Origin of the sequence: Marinobacter sediminicola (genome assembly GCF_031157525.1) — a bacterium.
In the GTDB taxonomy this organism is placed as follows: Bacteria; Pseudomonadota; Gammaproteobacteria; order Pseudomonadales; family Oleiphilaceae; genus Marinobacter; species Marinobacter sediminicola.
In genome coordinates this window covers 84707-104966 of record NZ_JAVIXR010000008.1, presented here as the reverse complement: position 1 = coordinate 104966, position 20260 = coordinate 84707, and the positions used below count along the sequence as shown (strand labels likewise).

Sequence of the window (20260 nt, the reverse complement as noted above, 5' to 3'; positions counted from 1 at the left end):
CAAAAAATCAGGCTACGGTACTCAGGAACCAACTTTAAGCACTACCTTCCCGGTAGCCCGCCGCTCAGACAGAGCACCCAATGCCTTGGCATAATCCTCAAACTCGAAAACTTCACTGACCTTTGGATCAATTTTGCCTCCAGCGTAGAGCTTCATCAGCTCCACCATATTCTGGGCACTCGCTTCCGGCTCACGCTGGGTGAAGCTGCCCCAGAACACACCAACAACCGAGCAGCCTTTCAACAGAGTCAGGTTTGCCGGAATTTTCGGGATATCGCCGGCAGCAAAGCCTACGATCAAATGGCGACCATTCCAGGCCATGGCTCGCACAGCTTGCTCGGTGAAATCACCACCTACAGGATCGTAAATGACATCTACGCCCTTGCTTCTGGTCAAGCGCTTTACAGCGTCTTTCACAGACTCTTCTGTGTAATTGATCAACTCATCTGCACCAGCCGCCCTGGCAACCTCAAGCTTCTCAGCGGAGCTGGCAGCAGCAATAACATGAGCCCCCATAGCCTTGCCAAGCTCTACCGTTGCCAGGCCTACGCCACCACTGGCACCAAGCACCAACAGTGTTTCTCCCGGCTGAATGTTTGCGCGCTGCTTGAGGGCGTAATAAGACGTGCCATAAACCATGGTAAAGCCGGCCGCTTTTTCGTCGCTCATGCCTTCCGGTATCGGCAGCAAGTTATGCTCAGGCACAATTACTTCTTCAGCAAAAGCACCGTAACCCGTCAGGCCAGCAACCCTGTCACCAACCTTAAAGCGGGTGACCTTATCTCCCACCGCGATCACTTCACCAGACAACTCACCACCAGGGGAAAATGGCAGGGTTGGCTTAAGCTGATACTTGTTTTCAATAATAAGCGTATCGGGAAAGTTCAGCCCGGCTGCCTTAACGCGCACCTTCACACCGCGACCTTTCGCCTCCAGGCTAGGCACGTCCTCAATGACCAAACTCGAGGCAGGACCATATTCTTTACAGAGGATTGCTTTCATGGGGACTCCTTTTGATAAAAATCTGTTTTTATTGAATGACATCAAGCTAAACAGACTCTCATCATGAAGCAAATAAAGAACCTTTATCCATATCTATAAACACGGCTTATACACTTCTTAACTTCGACACCGTCTTAGAGATGAATCAAGCGCTAATTTCCGTTATTCTTCGCGCTCCTGATATGAGCTGTTCAAAAACCACCCGCCTACCTTTCAGGGTTCGCTATGCCAGATATAATCTATTCGCTTGAAATGATAGGGATTGTTGCCTTTGCCATTTCAGGCATGCTGGTTGCCCGATCCAAAAACATGGACCCGGTCGGTGTTTTTGCTATTGGTTTTATCACCGCCCTGGGGGGCGGGACCCTGCGCGATCTCATTATGGCAAACCACCCGCTTTACTGGATCAAGCATGAAGAACAGCCGATTCTGATTCTCGCCATGGCGATTGTATTCAGCTACTGGAAGCGCTCTGAACGTATGCGCGAATCCTGGATTGTGTTTCCAGACGCCATAGGGCTAGGCATTTTCTCGATACTGGGTGCGCAATTGGCACTGGACTTGGGGCATTCGTGGTTTATCGCTTCCATGCTCGGAGTTATGACCGGCACATTCGGCGGGGCTCTGCGAGACACTCTTTGTAACGAAGTTCCCTTCATTTTCCGCAAGGATCAAATTTACGCATCCATTTCATTTGCGGGTTGCTGGCTCTATTTCCTCTGTCAGTGGTCACTTGAAAGCGAAACTCTGGCGCTGACCATTGGCCTTCTGTTTATTGTGATAGTGCGGATGGCTGCCGTACGTTTCGATATTCGGTTACAACGCGATCCAGCGCAAAACTGAAGCACCAGTGCGGCTCGTGATCCAATACGCCAATCACTACTTGGCGGGATCACCTTCAACCGGTAAGATTACCGTTTTTTCACGCATATTTTTTCGAATATCAACTGTTTTCCGTTCTTAACGCGCTCCCAAACCTTACACTCATTGGCATCCTGAGAGGCAGACACCCGTCATGCTCGAACGACTGTTCAAACTTCAGGCCCACGGCACCAACGTTCGTAAAGAACTGGTAGCGGGCATCACCACCTTCCTGACCATGGCGTATATTATCGTGGTCAACCCGGACATGCTGTCCACCACCGGAATGGACTACGGTGCGGTATTTGTAGCAACCTGTCTCGCAGCTGCTATTGGAACCCTGATCATGGGGCTGTGGGCTAACTATCCAATTGCGCTCGCTCCGGGCATGGGGCTGAACGCCTTTTTCGCGTTCACTGTTGTGGGCAGCCTCGGGTATAGCTGGGAAGTTGCACTTGGCGCGGTCTTCCTCTCTGGTTTGATCTTCTTCCTGTTGAGTATTTTCAAGATCCGCGAATGGATCATCAACAGCATTCCCCTGTCCCTGCGCTTCGGAATTTCTGCGGGTATCGGCTTCTTCCTGGCACTGATTGCACTTAAAAATGCGGGTATCGTGGTAGACAACCCAGCCACACTGGTTGGCTTGGGCGAACTGAAGTCAGCCGAGAGTCTTCTGTTTTTTGGTGGTTTTGTCCTGATCTGCGCACTTTCGTTCCGCCGCATAACCGGCTCGGTGATGATTGGCATTATTGCCGTGACCGCCATCGCCATGATGCTCGGCATGGTGGAATACAATGGCTTCGTCTCTGCCCCACCAAGTCTTGCACCCACTTTCATGAAAATGGACATAGCGGGCGCACTGAACGTTGGCATGATCAGCATCGTGTTCGCGTTCCTGTTTGTGGACCTCTTCGATACGTCAGGCACACTGATCGGTGCTGCACAGCGCGGTGGTCTGCTGGACAAAGATGGCAAGCTGCCACGCCTGGGCCGCGCGCTCATGTCTGACTCTGTTGCGACCATGTCTGGCGCCGCTCTCGGAACCTCAACTACCACCAGCTACATTGAATCCACTGCAGGTATTTCTGCGGGTGGGCGCACCGGCCTGACGGCTGTGGTTGTGGCTCTGCTGTTTCTGGCGTGCCTGCTGCTGGCACCCATCGCGAGCATTATTCCAGCCTACGCCACTGCACCCGCTCTGCTTTACGTGGCTGTGCTGATGACCGGCGGTCTCAAGCTGATAGACTGGGACGACATCACGGATGCAGCGCCAGCTGTGGTTACCGCTCTGGTAATGCCGCTGACCTTCTCAATCGCTAATGGCATTGCGCTAGGCTTCATTACTTACGCCGTGATCAAAGCTCTGAGTGGACGCTGGTCTGACCTGAATGTGAGCGTTATTGTGATCTCTGTTGTTTTCATCCTGAAATTCATGTTTCTGGACGCAGGTTAATCTACGCCCAGTCTGAGAGCCTGACTTTTTATGGATTATTTTTCTCAAAGCATCAAGCAAGCCATCCGTACAGTGCCAAACTGGCCAAAGCCCGGCGTCGACTTCCGGGATATAACCACGGTTCTGCAGGACAAAACTGCATTCCGAAAGCTGATTGATGCGTTCGTACACCGCTACCATGGCCACGATATTGATGCTGTGGCTGCGGTGGATGCCCGCGGATTCATCATCGGTTCGGCGTTGGCGTATGAGCTAAACGCCTCGCTGGTACTGGTACGCAAGAAAGGCAAGCTACCGTTCGATACCCTGGTGGAAGACTATGAGCTGGAATACGGAACCGCTTCAGTAGAGCTACACCAGGATGCGTTCAAACCCGGCGACAAAGTGATACTGGTGGACGACCTGATCGCCACCGGTGGCACCATGCTCGCCGCCAGCCGGTTGATTCGCCGTATTGGTGCAGAAATTATCGAAGTGGCTGCCATGATCGATCTTCCCGATCTAGGCGGATCTGCCAAGCTGCAAGAAGAGGGCCTCAAGGTCTATACTGTATGCTCGTTTGAGGGCGAATAGAGACTGAGCCTCAATTTTTATAAGAGCACCGGGAGGTCGTCATGGATTCTTATCAGCACCACTGGAAAGACGGCACTCCGGTGCACCTGCCATTGGGCAAGATTGTTTGCGTTGGCCGCAATTACGCGGAGCACGCGAAAGAACTCAATAACCCGGTGCCTTCTGAACCTCTGTTGTTCATCAAACCCGCCACCTCGGCAGCCCATGTAACACGCCCCCTTGAGTTCCCGGCCAGTCATGGCGAAGTGCACTTCGAAACTGAATTGGCGGTGCTGATCGGCAAACCGTTGACCAATGCATCTGCCAGCGAAGCCCAGGCGGCCATTCTAGGTTACGGTTTGGCGCTGGATTTAACCCTTCGGGATCTGCAAAGCCAGCTTAAAGAAAAAGGACACCCCTGGGAACGAGCTAAAGCCTTTGATGGCGCCTGCCCTCTGTCTCCTTTTGTAGCGGCAGACCTCTTCCGCAACGACCACATCACCTTCAGTCTGGATATTGACGAGCAGCGCCAGCAAAGCGGTGATTCCCGTGACATGCTTTTCCCTATCATTCCGCTGATTGCCCATATAAGCCGTCACTTCACACTGATGCCTGGCGATGTGGTGCTCACAGGCACGCCCAAGGGTGTTGGCCCATTGGTTTCAGGGCAGACGCTGGCGTTACAGTTGGAAGACCAGTTGTCCGTTTCCACCAAAGTGGTTAACGTTGGCTGACACAATCTTTCTTTATAAAGAGCTCGTATAGTCAGGCATGGCAAAAAAACCGGTTACCTCACGCAGTGGTCGTTTCTTCAAGCTTGCTGGCATGACTGCCTCGGTGGCAGGGCAATATGCCGGCCAGAAAGCTCGCAGCCTGTTCAACGGGGAAAACGACGAAGGCGCTCGCAGTGAAAGCTACACGCGCATGGCCAACCGCATCACCGATACCCTCGGTGAGATGAAAGGTGCTGCCATGAAGGTGGGGCAAATTGCCTCCCAGACCCAGGATTTCCTGCCCCGCGAGTTCTCCGATGCGCTTCAGAAACTGCAGAAAGAGGCACCGCCCATGCCGTTCGAGATTATTCTTGAACAGATAGAGACAGAGCTGGGCAAGCCGATTGGTGAATTGTTCGAGTACCTGCAGGAAAATCCCTACGCTGCAGCCTCCATTGGCCAGGTGCATCGAGCCCGCCTGCATGACGGCACGGATGTGATCGTGAAGGTACAGTACCCGGGCGTGGATGAATCCTGCGATTCAGACCTGAAACAACTTCGGCTGGCGCTGAAGCTCGGTGGCCTGCTGAAAATGCCGAAAGAGTCGGTTGATCAACTGTTCAATGAGATTCGCGAACGCCTGCGGGAAGAGCTCGATTATGAGAATGAGGCCAGCAACATTGGTCTGTTCCGCGAATTCCACAAAAATGACCCGTGGGTCGTTATTCCTTCGGTAATCCCCAGTCACTCAACGCGCCATGTGCTCACCCTGATTCTTGAGGAAGGCGATCATGTGAGCGAGGTGACGCCCGAGCGCTACGATCAGGCTACGATCAATCTGATCGGCCATCGTATGTTTACGACCATGGCGGATCAGCTATTCCGCTTTCAGTGCATTCATGGTGATCCACACGCGGGGAATTTTGCCTATCGGCCGGATGGCAGTGTTGTGATGTACGATTTTGGCTGTGTTAAGAAGCTGAAGCCGGAGATTGTTGAGGCGTATCGTAATGCGGTTACGGCGGCGCTGGCTGAGGACTATAAGGCACTGGATTCTTATTTGATTGATCTGGGTGCGCGGGTTGGGAGTCAGCCGGCTATTGATGAGGCTTATTACGCCATGTGGCGGGATATTCTTGTGGTGCCGTTTGATTCTGAGCAGCCCTATGATTTTGGTGAGTCGAGTATTCACAAGAGTGTGGCGGCGAAGACAAGTACGGTGTTCAAGTATCTGGATTCGTTCAAGCCGCCGGTAGAGAGTATTTTTATTGATCGGATGATTGCGGGGCACTATTGGATGCTGAAGCGCCTGGGGGTTCAGGCTGCTTTTGGTGAGGAGCTTCGGAAGTACCTTGCTGAGGCATCTTAGCCTCTTACTTTAGTGCTAACGGCAGTGTCAGGGCATTGTTCCCAAAACACGCTGTAAATACGTCCATGTACGCTTGGCTACGCCATCCATGGCTTCGCACAGTTTTGGGAACAATGCCCTGACACTGCCTATCTGACTAAAAAGTTCGCTGCCCATTCTGCAACGCCCTCTCCTGCACCTTTTCTGATAACCCTTGCGCGGGAAACACCCGCCGTTTCGCCGGGGTCGATCACCGTAATCGGTACATCTCGCTCCACCTCGTGAACCAACCCGGCAGCCGGATAAACCTGCAGCGAGGTTCCTACGATCAGCAGGTCGTCGGCGGTGCGAACTATGTCGGCGGCCGCTTCGAGCATGGGAACTTCTTCGCCGAACCAGACGATGTGGGGGCGGAGTTGTTCGCCGTGTTCGCAGGTTTCGCCTAGTTCTATGTCGCGATAGCCTATGTCGTAGTCCAGTTCCGGGTTAACCGAGCTTCGGGCTTTGGTGAGTTCGCCGTGGAGGTGGATTACGTTGCTGGACCCGCCGCGTTCGTGCAGGTCGTCTACGTTTTGGGTAACGATCGTTACGCGGTGATGCTGTTCCAGCTCACCCAGCAATGTGTGGGCGCGGTTTGGCTGCACATTGGCGAGTTGGCGGCGGCGTTCGTTGTAGAAACGCAGTACCAACTCTTTGTTTCGAGCGAAGGCTTCTGGGGTGGCAACATCGTATACGCTGTGCTGCTCCCATAGCCCGCCGTTATCGCGGAAGGTGGAGAGACCACTTTCGGCGCTGATGCCAGCGCCGGTGAGTACTACGATATGCCGTTGCATTAGTCGAATATCTTGCCGGGGTTGATGATACCGTTGGGGTCAAACACCTGCTTAATCCCTCTCAGATAGGCAATTTCCGCTTCGCTGCAGGTGTAGTGCAAGTAGGGCTTTTTGGTCATGCCTACGCCATGTTCGGCGGAGACGCTGCCCTGGTATTTTTCGACGATTTCAAATACCCACTTGTTCACCTGCTGGCATTTTTCGAAGAAGTCTTCTTTGGCCATGTCTTCAGGCTTGAGGATATTGAGATGCAGGTTGCCATCACCTATGTGGCCGAACCAGATGATTTCGAAATCCGGGTATTGTTCTGCCACCAGTTCGTCAATTTCTTTGAGGAACCCGGGGACTTTGGAAACCACAACGGAAATGTCGTTTTTGTAGGGCGTGCGAGGCGCGATGGACTCAGAAATGCGCTCGCGGAGCTGCCACAGGTTTTGGGCCTGGGTTTCGCTCTGGCTGATTACGCCGTCCAGAACCCAGCCATTTTCCATGCACTGCTCGAACAAGCTCATGGCGTCGTCCATTACCTGATCCGAAGTGGCTTCGAATTCCAGCAATGCGTAGTAGGGCGCTTCGGTTTCAAATGGAGCCTGCACCTGCCCGTGAGCCAGTACGTGGCCCATGGCTTCGTGGGAGAAGAATTCATAGGCCGTCAAATCCAGACCACTCTGGAAGGTTTTCAGCACGTCCATGGTGTTGCCAAGGTCGTTCAGGCCAAGCACCAGTACCGTGAGATTGTTGGGCTGGCGCGTGAGCTTCATGGTGGCTTCGGTAATAAAACCCAGGGTGCCTTCGGCGCCGATAAATAGATGGCGCAGGTCGTAGCCTGTGTTGTTCTTTGCCAGATCTTTGTTCAGTTCCAGGATGTCGCCTTTGCCCGTGACTACTTTAAGGCCTGCTACCCAATCGCGGCTCATGCCGTAGCGGATGACTTTTATGCCGCCTGCGTTGGTGGAGATGTTGCCACCAAGCTGGCTGGAGCCTGCAGAAGCAAAATCCACCGGGTAGTAAAGGCTGTTCTCTTCAGCAAAGTTCTGAAGTTGCTCCGTTATGACACCCGCCTGGCAACGCACCAGTCGATCGCTGGCGCTGAAATCCAGGATCTGATTCATGTTATCGAACGCAACCACCACCTCCCCATTGGCAGCCACAGCACCGGCACTCAAGCCAGTGCGGCCACCGGAGGGTACCAGCGCAATCTGGCTTTCGTTGGCAAACCTCACCAGTGCCTGAACCTGTTCGGTAGATTTCGGAAGAGCAATGGCAATGGGATTTGGTGCGTATATACGCGTCCAATCCTTGCCGTAACTCTCCAGATCAGCCGGGTCAGTCAGAATCTTTCCGGGTGCGTCACCGGTGGCTAACAGTTCTTTCAGGGAGGCTATGATCTGTTCGGTGTTCATGTGTGTGGCGGTCTCGTCAGGGTTGGGCAGGCGGCTCTGGGTACGAATTTTAAATTCAATTGATCCAGGCGAACCGGCGCACTGTGAAAAGTTGCTTTTATGGTATCATACCGCTCCTGTTCTGTGAGCCAGCCCCGACGATCACTGGCTGCAGGTGATTTCATGCCACGAAAGGTTCGGAAGCAAAGCCCATGTCAACGACGTCCCTCGAAAAGAGCAAAATCCGGATTCTGCTGCTGGAAGGCGTGCACCAGTCCGCACTGGACACCCTGAATGCCGCAGGTTACACCAACATTGAGTACCTCAGTCACTCTCTGGCCGAGGAAGACCTGATTGAGAAAATTGCCGATGCGCACTTTGTCGGCCTTCGCTCACGTACTCAGTTGACTGCAAACGTTTTTGAAGCAGCCAAGAAGCTGGTTGCTGTGGGTTGTTTCTGCATTGGTACCAACCAGGTGGATCTGCAAGCGGCTACCCGCCGTGGCATCGCGGTTTTCAACGCACCTTTCTCCAACACTCGCAGTGTTGCTGAGCTGGTTCTGGCCCAGGCCATTCTCCTGCTCCGCGGCGTTCCCGAGAAGAGCGCCAAAGCACATCGTGGTGAGTGGCAAAAATCCGCCAAAGACAGCTACGAGATTCGCGGCAAGAAACTGGGCATCATCGGTTACGGCAACATAGGTACCCAGTTCAGCGTTCTGGCTGAAGGCTTGGGAATGGATGTGTACTTCTATGATGTGGTTTCCAAACTACCCATTGGCAACGCCACTCAGGTAGGCAGCCTGCAAGAACTGCTCAACATCTCCGATGTTGTGAGCCTGCATGTTCCTGAAACGCCGGCCACCAAGTATATGTTCAAGGCCGAGCAACTGGCGCAAATGAAGCCTGGCTCTATCCTGATGAACGCCTCAAGGGGCACGGTTGTTGATATCGATGCGCTCGCAGACTCCCTGAGAAGCGGCAAGTTGCTGGGTGCAGCGGTTGACGTTTTCCCGGTCGAGCCCAAATCGAACAATGAGGAATTCGTATCTCCACTGCGCGAGTTCGACAACGTTATCCTGACTCCGCACGTAGGTGGATCCACCATCGAGGCTCAGGAAAACATCGGGCGCGAAGTGGCTGAGAAGTTGGCAATGTACAGCGATAACGGTACGTCTGTATCGTCTGTCAACTTCCCGGAAGTTGCTCTGCCTTCACATCCGAACCAGCACCGTTTATTGCACATTCACGAGAACGTGCCAGGCGTAATGTCCGAGATCAACAAAGTATTCTCGGACAACGACATAAACGTTTGCGGTCAGTATCTACAAACCAAGCAGGACATTGGTTATGTGGTAATTGACGTAGACAAAGCCTACGGTGAACTTGCACTGGAGAAGCTGCTCCAGGTGAAAGGCACCATACGCGCTCGCGTGCTGTTTTAAGCAGCAAGTGCCAATAAAAAAACCGGAGCAGCTGCTCCGGTTTTTTTATGCCCCGATATGTCCGGGGCCCCGCCTATTCGCCGATCACTGCATCGGCACCAAGGTCAACTCCACACGACGGTTCTGCTCCCGCCCTGCTGACGTATCGTTGGAGGCAATCGGGTAGCGCTCGCCATAGCCAACAGCGCGGGTGCGCTTGGGCTCAATACCCTGGTTGAGCAAGAAGTCGCGCACAGAGCCGGCACGGCGCTCACTGAGCAGCTGATTGTAGCTGTCGGCACCCGTGCTGTCGGTGTGACCTTCAATCTGGATAATGGTCTTGTCGAACTCTTTCAACACCAATGAAACGGATTCAAGCGTACTTGTGAAGCCAGAACGAATGGACGTCTGATCCGTTTCAAATGTGATATTACCAGGCATTACCAGCTCAATCTGATCGCCGTTGCGAACAACACGAACGCCGGTACCTTTCAGCTTATGCCTTAGCTCCGCTTCCTGCCTGTCCATGTAGTAGCCAATGCCACCACCAACCGCTGCGCCGCCGGCCGCACCAATCAATGCACCTTTGCCGCGGTCGCTTTTGCTTGAGGTTGCAGCACCGATAGCAGCGCCACCAAGGGCGCCAATAATGCTGCCTTTAGTGGCATTCGACGTTTTCTCTTCATCGGTATAAGGGTCATACGTCATGCAGCCGGCAAGGCCCATGGTCGTCACAGCTAGTGCAAGCATTGTTTTTTTCATACATGTCTCCTATAGCGGTTTTTCTACAAACGCATCTCAACGAGAACCCTTCCTGCTCAAGTGCCTTGAGGTCACGGCGTCAGGAGTTTTCGGAAGCGCCTGTTATTGAACGCTCAAACGTATCTATAATTGTATTGAACACAGTTGCCTGTAGATCTTTGGCTTCGTTTACCAAATGATGGCGGCCATTGGCGATTCTCACCTCCTCGACCGCTGCAAACTTGTTGCGGATGATTCTCAGATTGTGTTGCCAATCTACTGTCTGATCTTTTTCGCCCTGAACAACCGTTACCGGAAAGTTCACAGGGCGAGCCGATTCAATGTGCGGTATCCATGTTCGTAGTGCGCTCACCCAATCAACGTGAACAGCCCTCGCCTGCAGTGGGTCATACTCACGCAGGAAACGTAAAAAGCGTGTATTGCCGCTGTTCGCCGCAAATACACGCTGCCACCGGGTCATAAATGGCTTAACCAGCGTGTGCAGAACTTTGGCACCAAGCCATCCTGCGGGGCGCACCAAGGGTGCCAGTAAAACCACCTTCTGGAACTCCGACGTCTCCGTGGAATGATGGTTAGACAGAAGGTAGTCAATCAATATGGCTCCTCCCGTACTCTGCCCTACTGCAAACCAGGGCCCGCGGACTTTATCCCGCACATGAGCGAGAACTTCTGACAAGACTCCCTGGTATTCCAGGAAACTGCCGATAGCAGCGGGTGTGCCACTGGAAAGCCCATGCCCTGGCTGGTCATACGCCAGCACATCAAAACCGGCCCCAAGGCAACGGTCGATCAACTGACTATACAAGCCGACGTGATCAAAATAGCCGTGCAAAATGAACACGGTACCCCGATTCACCCGAGGTTCCGGCAGCCTGAAATAGTGCACCATGACCTCATGCTCGCCTGCCGTCACATAGCCTTGATGGTACGCAACCTCGGGATGCTCTACCCAAAGATCAAGGCCATAAAAGCGGCAATAGGCCACCATCTCATCGCTGAGTTTTTCACGCCCACCCGGATCAAAAGGCTCCAACCTCTTCAAAAGAGAGCTGCGATCCCAGTCAGGTATTTCTATGGTATCTGTTTTCCAGTACACGTAGAGTTAAACGCCTGTCATGAATAGATAATACAAATTAAGATGCACAATCCTAACCCATAGCGGGGGTATAACACAGATGTTGCAACACCTAATTGAGACCGCGCTACGCCAAACAATGACTCGTTTGGTCAGGCCAGCCCTTCATCCGGCCGTTCCGGTTTCAGTTCAGCGCACCTTAATAAGCCAGGCTTACCGGAGCTCTGTTCCGCCCCGTGACTGCCGCTTTCAGACAGACACTCTGGCAGGCCTTTCAACAATCAAAAGCTCTTTCGGGAAAGTCACACGTGGTGCTGTGCTATACCTGCACGGCGGTGGTTATATCATCGGCTCTGCAACCACGCACAAGGGCCTTACCGGCCACCTGGCCAAAGCCACTGGCTGCATGGTGATTACGCCAGAGTACCGCCTTGCTCCCGAGCATCCTTTCCCAGCAGCCCTGGATGATGCAGAAGCGGCGTGGCAGGGGCTCATCGAGGAAGGATTTACGCCTGGGCAGATTGCTATAGCAGGTGACTCAGCGGGCGGCGGCCTCGCCATTGCTCTGGCCATGCGCCTGCGTGACAGCAATCAACCACTCCCCTCTTCGATTACGGTTTTTTCACCCTGGACAGATCTGACCCAAAAAAACCTGTATTCCCCCGAATGCGAACCTGTGCTGCAGGCCCGCTGGACAGAGAAGGCAGCAAAGCTATACGCCGGGCGAGAGCCCTTGACCAACCCTCTTATCTCTCCGGTTTTCGGAAACCTTGAGGGATTACCCCCTCTGCTGATACAGGTCGGCAGCCAGGAAATTCTGCTTAACGATGCTGAGCGTTTGGCAGGTGTGGCGAGAAATGCGGGAGTAGATACCCAACTTGAGGTGTTCAACAGCCTCTGGCACGTATTCCAGGTGCATAGCGGACAACTAAGCCGAGCCTCCGCTGCAGTGCAAGCCGCTGGCAAGCATATCAAAAAGCATCTGGCAGACTGACCTTGCCCTGAACAAGCGCCTGTTTACGCTGTTTTGGCCATTGCTTGATGTGCCACTCCAGCCTTGATGCCCGGCTGCGATCACCTGCAGGCAAGCTTAGCACCAGTTCCAGCGGACCTTTACCCCTCAAGCTCCGCGCGCCTTTGGGCGCGCCGGCCTGATGTTCGGCAAAGCGGCGATTTACGTCTGTGGTTATGCCCGTATAAAGTGCACCACGGGCGGTGCGAATTATGTAGACAAACCAATCACTGGCCATCAGCCAGCCCCTGCTCACGTTCTTTCACTTTTTTCTGCTGCAGCCAAAGCCCCGCCATAATCAACACCAGCCCAATATAGGTCGAGGGTAGAATCTGTTCGCCCAGAATAAAATAAATGAACACGAGTGACAGGAATGGCGAAATAAAAATCAGGTTACTCACTCTGGAGGTGTTTTCTGCCTTTTTCATAGCGTAAGACCAGAGCACGAAGGCGATACCCATTTCGAATATGCCTACGTACATAGCGGCAACCAAAGAGCCGGTAACCGGCAGGGGCAGGCCTTCTGTCCACCAACAGATTACAGCTATCACCGGGAGGCCGAACAAAAAATTCAGGAACAGACCAACCACCGGATCCCGGGTATCACGGGTAGCAATAATCCAATAGGACGCCCACACAAGAGTACTGCCTATGGCCAGAGCAACCCCGATTGGGTCTGAGAAGCTCAGGGTGGTCACGGCACCCCGAGTGGCAATCACCACAACGCCCGCATAGCACACCAGGCCCGCCAGTATATCCAGCCTACGCAGGCGATGGCCCAGAAATGGCACCGACAGGTACGCCAATACCAGCGCCCAGGTGTAATTTAACGGCTGGGCTTCTTGCGCAGGTAGCCGATCGAATGCACCAAAAAGAAAGAAATAGTATAGACAAGGGTTTATCAAGCCCATGCCAAACGATTGTATGTATTGTTTCCTCTTTAGCGAAAATACCAGATGCCAACGTTTTTGCAGCATCAGGATAATCGCCATAACCACCACAGACGCCGAGCAAGCGACCAGCAACATTTGCACGGGTTCCAAATCTGCCAAGGCCAGCTTGAAAGCCGTGGCAACAGTAGACCAGAGCAACACAGTGCCCAGCCCGTACATCATGGCTGTTTTCTGGTCTTTCATTGCACGCCTCCTTTAGTCACGTTTACACCACTGCTCACCACGTCGGTGTCATCGCCTGCTTCAGGGCCAGGATCATCCGCGGCCAGCCATCTGTACAAGGTGCGCCGATTTATACCCAAAATCTGGGCGGCTCGGCGCTTGTTACCACCCACTGCCTTCATCACCTTACTCACATAGTCTTGCTGGAGGGTATCCAGTGTTGGCCATTTCGAAATGCTATCGGCACTTAATGGAGCCTGTGACGATACCGTAGCTCCCTGACGTTTGCGGATTCGTTCTGGTAGATGATCGGGCTGGATGGTGTCGCCTTCACAAAAGGTTACTGCCCTCTCGATCGCGCTGGCCAGTTCGCGAACATTGCCTGGGAACGGGTAATCCATAAGAGTGCGAGAGCTTACCTCGCTCAGTTTCAAAAATCCGCGCTGATGCCGACGGGCAGCTTCCCTTAGAAAGTGCATGGCAAGCAGGTCAACATCATCACCCCGCTCACGTAACGCCGGAATGCGCAGGCTCAGAGTCTCCAATCGATAGTAGAGGTCTTCCCGGAAGCTGCCTTCACTCACAGCTTTCTGAAGATCTACATGGGTGGCTGCCAGAATTCGCACGTCCACGGGCTCTTCCTGGTCCGAGCCCACTGGTTTCACCATTCCCTCCTGTAATACCCGAAGCAGCTTTGCCTGCAAGGCCAGAGGCATCTCGCCAATTTCATCCAGCAACAAAGTGCCACCGTGTGCTTCCGCAAACAGGCCCTTCCGAGCCTGGCGCGCCCCGGTAAAAGCACCCGCCTCATGTCCGAAAAACTCACTTTCCATGAGTTCTGCCGGTATACCCGCACAATTCACCGCCACAAACGGCTTGGAGCTGCGCTCGCTGACGCGGTGAATCGCTCTTGCCACCAATTCCTTACCGGTTCCGCTTTCGCCGCATATCAATACTGCGGCCTCACTGCGAGCAATCTGGCGAATTTCGGACCGGAGCCGCGCCATGCTTTCATGGTCGCCAATCAGGCCCAGGGATTCATCGGTGTTACTGTTCGCAAGAAACTGCTGCAGCTGTTTTGTGAGGTCCGCCTGTGTGAGCAATCGTCTTATTTTCAGGCGCAGATGATCAGTAGACAAAGGCTTGGTGAGAAAGTCATCCGCTCCTGCCTGCAATGCGTCAACGGCCTGATCAACGGTTCCGAAAGCGGTAATGATGATAAAAGGCAGACTGAGCCCCTCGGCCTGAGCCGCCTTGAGCAACTCCAACCCATCGCCATCCGGCAGGCGCAGATCTGATACAACCAAATCAGGCGTTTCTGCGCGTAGCATCCCACAGGCCTCGTTTACGGTTCCGGCGCGACTTACGCTGTAACCATCCAACGCAAGCTCTTCACTCAATAGCAGACCGAGGCTGGCATCATCTTCCAGAAGCAGAATCCTTGCTTTGTATTGGCTCATACTACTGTCTCCTCTGGCCAGTACAGGCTCATTCTGCATCCTCCCGATTCACTGCTTCCGATTTCAATCCGGCCACTGTGTTCTTTAAGTACACTGCTAACCATCGCCAGCCCAAGCCCTGTGCCTTCCCCGGCGGGCCGGGTACTGTAAAACGGTTCAAACACCGCATCTCGCTTCTCCGTTGCGATGCCCGGACCATCATCCTCGACCCGCACTTCCCACTCGTTACCACAGCGATGCAACGACACAGTTACCTCGGCGCGAGCGGCCTGACAGGCGTTGCGCACCACATTAAGGCAGGCTAATTCCAATCTCACAGGTTCAGCCCTGACCCGAGCATCCACATCAAAGCCCTGACTTAGCATGCGTTTCCCGCGGCATTTCTCATCTTCACCCGCACGCGCCAGTACATCCTTGAGGACAGTATCAAGACTGATCGGCCGCCTTGAATCTGGCACATGGCGGAAACAGTCCAAAAGCTGTTGAATGATGGTGGTCATGCGCCCCACCTGATAGCTGATGTCGTCCAACTGCCGCCGCTGCTCATCTGTCAGTTCATGACGGGCCAAAATGTTGGCTCGCCCCTGAATCACGTTCAAAGGCGCGCCCAGTTCGTGGGCCACCCCGCCAGCCACCCGCCCGATCATGGCTATTTTTTCCTGATATTCCAGGCGTTCAGCAAGTTGACGCTCAATGATCACCCGTTGTTGTATTTCCTCTTCTGCTCTGGCCATGCGCTGCCCCATGTCCCGCACACCACCATAAATTTGCCGCAACTCACGGGGGCCAGAGGGCTCCGCATGAAGCTGCCAGTGACCAGGTGCAAGCTCTTCCATGGCACCCAATAGCCGACTGACATGGCGACCGACAGTCCCGTAGTGCCCAAGCACCACCACCAGAATGATTGTGATCGCAAGGGCCGACCAGATAGAGGCGGCCCAAAGGCGGCTTGAGGTCAGCAACTCATGAAAATCGCTACGTTTGCGGGTGATTTGCAGCAACCCCTGTATTCGGCCATCGTCGGCCACCAGGGGCGTAAAGTGCGAGAATACGGATTGCCCATCCACACGCCGAAAGGCTCCTCCAAGCTCGCCACTATTAATAACCTGCTCGGCACTGGCGCTGTTTCCTACGTCTGTGTCCGCCAAGCCCAGACTGGCAATTCGGGCTCCGTCTTTATCGAACACCGATGCTCCGGACACGCGACCAATCCGGAAGATCGATTTCAAAGAATCGCCAATAACCAACTCATCTTTTTCCTGCATGGCGCGGGAAAGCGGGCCGCTGGCAGCGCGAGCCACCAGTTCCAGATCTTCCTGTAAGCGCTCATTCAGAGCCTTTTCTACGGCCCCGAACCCGAGATATATAGCCAGGCCACTGATGGCCAGCAAGGGGACAACAATACTCAACACCAGGGTGATTTGTATCGACCCGAATACTTGGCCGGCGCTTCTGAGAGACGGTTTCATTCAAGCTCCATTAGCATAATTGCCACACATCTTTGCCACATGTGGCATTTCGCCACAACACTCATTACGTGAGATTAACTAGAGAAAACCAATAACTTACTGTTTTATATACAAAAAAAGATAAATCTGAAAGCTGGCACGGCGCTTGTTATGTCTCTAGTGAACGCAAATCAGACAGGAGAAGTTGATTATGAACATGAACAAGCTACTCGTATCCATTACCGCATCCCTCGCCTTACTGGCGGCAGCGCCTGCCATGGCAGAGCAAAACCCGGTAGCCACCGGAGACTCTGAGGGCTATTCAAACCCTGCCGCAGCGGGTACCCAGAACACCCATTACAACGACGCCGAGCTGAAAAGTTTCATTGAAGCGCAGGAAGGCATTTCGGAAGTGCGTGAAGAGTATATCGAGAAAATTGAATCTGCAGATTCCCAGCAGGAAGCTCAGAAACTGCAGACTGAAGCCAACGATGAAATGGTATCGGTTATCGAGGATGCAGGCATGGACATCCCAACCTATAACGCTATCGCAACCGCCTACAGCAGCGAACCAAAGGTACGCAACCGTGTTGACGCGCTAATGTAAGCGTCGGTCGATTCCGGACAAACTGCTCGTCAGTTTAGCCCCGCCTAGCGGGGCTTTTTGCATTGTGGCGCAGGCGGTTCCGCTATCTTTCTGCTCAGCTCACTGAAACCGGAACGGAAACAAACTTGACTCCCTGGCGAGCCAGTTCCGCCGAACCCCGCGCCGTAAGCTCAGAAATAAACTGGAATTGTTCTTTGGGATCAAATGGATAGGCCTTCAGTCGATAGTGCATGCCCCAGGGCTTGTTGAACACTATCACCAACACCGGCTGCCAGGTTTTGGTTCGTGGGCTGGTAAAGGCTACGTCTCGGAGCAATTCACGCACCCGGCTGACATCGTGATTGGCTTCCAGATGAAAATCAGCCACGCACATAAGGTTATCCGTGCCGTCGTTTCCGTTGGCTATCAGAGAGTTCCACAGTTTGTTGTGGGGAATGATGACAACCGTATCATCCGGCGTAACAATTTCCGCAGCCCGTGTTCCGATGGCGCGCACTACGCCGTATTGGCCATCAACCTCAATCCAGTCACCAGGCCGGTAAGGCATTTCATACAGTGTAACAATACCGGCAATCAGGCTATTGGCGTAATCCTTGAACGCAAAGCCCAACGCCAGAGCAAGAGCGCCGAAAATGGCCACCATGTTCTCAAATGAAGGCTCCACCAAAATCGGAGCCACAATCACAACCGTGGCGAGAATAATTAACAGCCGAAGCAACGGCACCGAAGCCAGCAAGTACAGCCGCGGCTTACCGCCCAGTTTTTCAGCAATCCGGGGAAGAACTTTTTGAACCGCCACCGTAATCAGGGAGGCGATGACGATAACCAGCAGCGCGTTCAACAGCGCCTGCCCGGTTATCGAGGCAAAGGCAGCCTTGATGCCAAGGTCTTCAATCATAAAACCTCCTAGAACTGATCAAGCGGAAAGCCCCAGCTCTGCAGGTGGCGCCTGACAGTCGGGTATCCGATAGGTGTTACCTGCCAACGCCCTTCGGGCTGATCGCAAGTGACCAACTCAGCACGCTTCAACCGTGAAAGCACCAGGCTCAATTCATAGGCAGAGACACCCGTAACGGCTTCCAGTGAGTCCATATCAAGGCCGTTGTGCAACAACAAACCATGCAGCACAAAACCGGTGACACTTTCCTTACTCTGGGGCATGCTCGGCAGGCTTAGGCGCCCCAGCGGCACAATCCAGCAATCAGCTGCCTTGTTCTGCGTGTTTGATTTATCGTCGGCTTCCTCCAGCTTGGTGTCATCATCCGGCTGGGCACGCAGAGATCTCTGCCAAATGGCGAGGGCCACACCGGGATTACCGCGGGAGGTGGCAGCCAAGTCACGCAAAAACGTGCTGTACTTGCGCTTTTTATTGCCTTTGGTTTTTTCCACTTCAGCCGCCTCAGCAGGGGGCAGTACATACAGGCCATCACCAGTCATCCGTGCAACCACTGGTGACTTCCCATTGCCCGATGCCAGATACGAAAACCAAACACCAAGACGCTCAGCATCCATGGCTGCGGGTGTCCATGGTGACATCTGGGCGTTCTCAAGATAGTGTCCCCAGTATCGCCAGCACCAACTCGAGCACCCCACTATGCCTGGCCCTGTATCACCATTTGCGATCCTGCGAAAAAGCTCCCGAACCAACGCCAGGCCAGACAGGCTTCGCAACCAGAAATCGGCAAGTTCCGGAATCACCCAGGGGCGAGACAAATCCCGACCATCCCACCATTCACCGGCATCATGATCACTAAATGAGAGCGTATGCGGCGGTTCAATAATGCTCCACCCTTCACCATCGCTGTCAGCAACCCCTGGTTTTCCAATCTCTGGAAATCGGCCAAGCGCCTGCTGAAGCCCGGAAAAAGGTGGCGCCACCAGACAAACCACCTCCCGGCTTAGCGCCCCCTCGGAGCGGGCCTGTTTCAGGCTACAGGCAATCGCTTCAACCTGCCGCGAGTAATCCGGCTCAGGTGCGAGCCGGCTCTGCTGAGCGGCAGACAGCTCTGGTAAATCGTCCATGCTTTCGAACGGTTCTTCAGCTTGAGAAACCCCGGCCTGTAGTTGCGTGAGAACATGCCGGACAGCATCTTTAAGTGAGCGCTGCACAGAGGTTTGCGGCTGAGCCCACTGTTCAGCCGGTATTAGCCCGCCGGGGAGGCATGAATCGGCTGTATTGTCGTTGGCTTTGTCCGTCAAAAAACAACTCCTGCATGGCCACGGTTAACTTGTTTACTCAGGCACCAGCCAGCCGTGTTCGTGGGAAAGGCCCAGCACAGATTCGCCTGCAATATCGTCAATCATGGCAGAAAAACGGTCTTCAAACCCCCATGGCGGATTAACAACCAGCATGCCAGAACCTGTCATGCCTCGCTCCGGGGGTGCTTTCAGGTGAACTTCACTGCACCACACTTTGCGCAGCGGGTTATCCTTCACCGCTTGTTTCAAAGTAGCCTGTAAGCCGCTGGTAAGCACGGGATACCACACAAGATAAACACCATGACGGCACTTCAGCCATGCTTTATGCAAGGTCTCGGCAACATCCGCGTACTCGGATTTGATCTCGTAGGAGGGGTCAATCAGCACCAGCAGTCTGGGCTGCGCCGGAGGCAGCCGCCTCAGCAGCCCTTTCAGACCGTCTTCGTGCATAACTCGCACGCCCTGCTCTGCGGCCCAACCGGCAAGCTGACCGCTTTCGCCGGGATGCAGCTCGAAGGCTGTCAGCGAATCACCCGGGCGCAGGAACTGGCGAAACCAGGCGGGGGATCCAGGATAAACCGTCAAGCGGCCGGAACCCGCGTTCAAGCGCGACAAGACATTTATAACCGGCTGCCAATCTTCGGTAACTAAACCGTTACGGCTAGCCCAGAATTTTTGCACGCCCGCATCGGCTTCTGCCGTTTTTCGTGCCCACTCACTCTCAAGGTCGTAAATGGCACTGCCTGCGTGGGTATCAAAACAAGCAATAGCCGAAGACTTTGCTTGCATCATGGTAAGAGCAAGTGTCAACGCCGCATGCTTCTGGACATCCGCAAAATTCCCGGCGTGAAAGGCGTGAAGATAACTCAACATAAATCAGCTCCCGATAAACAGGAGCTATTAAGCCCGAGCACACACGCTCAGCGCAAGAAGCCCTCTGTAAATCACACCGTGACTCAAAACAAAAAACCCTTGCGCTGAGACGACTCAGAAAACATAATTGCGAACGATAATGCC

20 protein-coding genes are annotated in these 20260 nt (G+C 53.8%); 8 read left to right on the top strand and 12 right to left on the bottom strand.

All coding sequences use genetic code 11. The features are described from left to right. Positions 1–21: 21 nt before the first annotated feature. A complete protein-coding gene (locus RG807_RS12410; RefSeq protein WP_309045155.1) occupies positions 22–1002 on the bottom strand; it encodes an NADPH:quinone oxidoreductase family protein in 981 nt (326 codons plus the stop codon). A 225-nt stretch (positions 1003–1227) separates the two neighbouring features. On the opposite strand from RG807_RS12410, the gene RG807_RS12405 reads away from it, so the two are divergent. The 5 genes from RG807_RS12405 (at position 1228) to RG807_RS12385 (ending at position 5950) form a co-directional block, all read left to right on the top strand. Continuing rightward, positions 1228–1845, top strand: coding sequence for a trimeric intracellular cation channel family protein (locus RG807_RS12405; RefSeq protein ID WP_309045154.1), 618 nt, complete (start codon positions 1228–1230; stop codon positions 1843–1845). A gap of 172 nt (positions 1846–2017) precedes the next feature. Next, on the top strand, positions 2018–3316 hold the full coding sequence (locus tag RG807_RS12400; RefSeq protein WP_298448489.1) for an NCS2 family permease: 1299 nt from the start codon (positions 2018–2020) through the stop codon (positions 3314–3316). Positions 3317–3346: 30 nt separating this feature from the next. Then, positions 3347–3889 carry an adenine phosphoribosyltransferase gene (locus RG807_RS12395; RefSeq protein ID WP_298448492.1) on the top strand — a complete coding sequence of 181 codons (543 nt, stop codon included), beginning with the start codon at positions 3347–3349 and terminating at the stop codon, positions 3887–3889. 41 nt (positions 3890–3930) lie between these two features. Then, complete coding sequence (locus RG807_RS12390) at positions 3931–4602, top strand: fumarylacetoacetate hydrolase family protein (RefSeq protein ID WP_309045153.1); 672 nt, start codon at positions 3931–3933, stop codon at positions 4600–4602. Positions 4603–4639: 37 nt separating this feature from the next. Further along, positions 4640–5950, top strand: coding sequence for an ABC1 kinase family protein (locus RG807_RS12385; RefSeq protein WP_309045152.1), 1311 nt, complete (start codon positions 4640–4642; stop codon positions 5948–5950). Positions 5951–6078: 128 nt separating this feature from the next. Here RG807_RS12385 and RG807_RS12380 read toward each other — a convergent pair whose 3' ends face one another. Both RG807_RS12380 and RG807_RS12375 read right to left on the bottom strand, forming a co-directional pair. Continuing rightward, positions 6079–6762 (bottom strand): SIR2 family NAD-dependent protein deacylase, encoded by a 684-nt coding sequence (locus RG807_RS12380; RefSeq protein ID WP_309045151.1) that lies wholly within the window; start codon positions 6760–6762, stop codon positions 6079–6081. Beyond that, on the bottom strand, positions 6762–8165 hold the full coding sequence (locus RG807_RS12375) for an FAD-binding oxidoreductase (protein WP_309045150.1): 1404 nt from the start codon (positions 8163–8165) through the stop codon (positions 6762–6764). Before RG807_RS12375 ends, RG807_RS12380 begins: the two co-directional genes overlap by 1 nt. Before the next feature lie 191 nt (positions 8166–8356). Between RG807_RS12375 and serA the strand changes: the two genes are divergently transcribed. Further along, entirely contained in the window at positions 8357–9586 is a 1230-nt protein-coding gene (gene serA, locus RG807_RS12370) for a phosphoglycerate dehydrogenase (protein ID WP_309045149.1), read from the top strand. An 84-nt stretch (positions 9587–9670) separates the two neighbouring features. Here serA and RG807_RS12365 read toward each other — a convergent pair whose 3' ends face one another. Further along, complete coding sequence (locus tag RG807_RS12365) at positions 9671–10327, bottom strand: YiaD family glycine zipper/OmpA-like lipoprotein (RefSeq protein ID WP_309045148.1); 657 nt, start codon at positions 10325–10327, stop codon at positions 9671–9673. Positions 10328–10406: 79 nt separating this feature from the next. Then, complete coding sequence (locus tag RG807_RS12360; protein ID WP_309045147.1) at positions 10407–11423, bottom strand: alpha/beta hydrolase; 1017 nt, start codon at positions 11421–11423, stop codon at positions 10407–10409. A 79-nt stretch (positions 11424–11502) separates the two neighbouring features. On the opposite strand from RG807_RS12360, the gene RG807_RS12355 reads away from it, so the two are divergent. Continuing rightward, on the top strand, positions 11503–12396 hold the full coding sequence (locus tag RG807_RS12355) for an alpha/beta hydrolase (RefSeq protein WP_309045146.1): 894 nt from the start codon (positions 11503–11505) through the stop codon (positions 12394–12396). Here RG807_RS12355 and RG807_RS12350 read toward each other — a convergent pair. From RG807_RS12350 to RG807_RS12335, 4 genes are read right to left on the bottom strand one after another with little or no spacing between them, the layout of a single operon-like run. Further along, entirely contained in the window at positions 12374–12652 is a 279-nt protein-coding gene (locus RG807_RS12350) for a GIY-YIG nuclease family protein (protein WP_309045145.1), read from the bottom strand. The genes RG807_RS12355 and RG807_RS12350 overlap by 23 nt on opposite strands. Next, positions 12642–13550, bottom strand: coding sequence for a DMT family transporter (locus RG807_RS12345; protein ID WP_309045144.1), 909 nt, complete (start codon positions 13548–13550; stop codon positions 12642–12644). The genes RG807_RS12350 and RG807_RS12345 overlap by 11 nt, the downstream gene beginning before the upstream one ends. Next, on the bottom strand, positions 13547–14989 hold the full coding sequence (locus RG807_RS12340; protein WP_309045143.1) for a sigma-54-dependent transcriptional regulator: 1443 nt from the start codon (positions 14987–14989) through the stop codon (positions 13547–13549). Before RG807_RS12340 ends, RG807_RS12345 begins: the two co-directional genes overlap by 4 nt. Beyond that, positions 14986–16458 carry an ATP-binding protein gene (locus RG807_RS12335; protein ID WP_309045142.1) on the bottom strand — a complete coding sequence of 491 codons (1473 nt, stop codon included), beginning with the start codon at positions 16456–16458 and terminating at the stop codon, positions 14986–14988. Before RG807_RS12335 ends, RG807_RS12340 begins: the two co-directional genes overlap by 4 nt. 190 nt (positions 16459–16648) lie before the next feature. On the opposite strand from RG807_RS12335, the gene RG807_RS12330 reads away from it, so the two are divergent. Beyond that, positions 16649–17044 carry a DUF4168 domain-containing protein gene (locus RG807_RS12330; protein ID WP_298448529.1) on the top strand — a complete coding sequence of 132 codons (396 nt, stop codon included), beginning with the start codon at positions 16649–16651 and terminating at the stop codon, positions 17042–17044. A gap of 94 nt (positions 17045–17138) precedes the next feature. Here the strand turns inward: RG807_RS12330 and RG807_RS12325 are convergent, their stop codons facing one another. Genes RG807_RS12325 through RG807_RS12315 form a run of 3 tightly spaced genes read right to left on the bottom strand, consistent with a single transcriptional unit; the run spans position 17139 to position 20116 of the window. After that, the gene (locus RG807_RS12325) at positions 17139–17942 is read right to left on the bottom strand and encodes a mechanosensitive ion channel family protein (protein ID WP_309045141.1); all 804 of its coding nucleotides are present in this window, start codon (positions 17940–17942) and stop codon (positions 17139–17141) included. Positions 17943–17950: 8 nt separating this feature from the next. Beyond that, the gene (locus RG807_RS12320; RefSeq protein WP_309045140.1) at positions 17951–19243 is read right to left on the bottom strand and encodes a hypothetical protein; all 1293 of its coding nucleotides are present in this window, start codon (positions 19241–19243) and stop codon (positions 17951–17953) included. Between the two features lie 33 nt (positions 19244–19276). Beyond that, a complete protein-coding gene (locus tag RG807_RS12315; RefSeq protein ID WP_309045139.1) occupies positions 19277–20116 on the bottom strand; it encodes a 23S rRNA (adenine(2030)-N(6))-methyltransferase RlmJ in 840 nt (279 codons plus the stop codon). Positions 20117–20260: the final 144 nt, after the last annotated feature.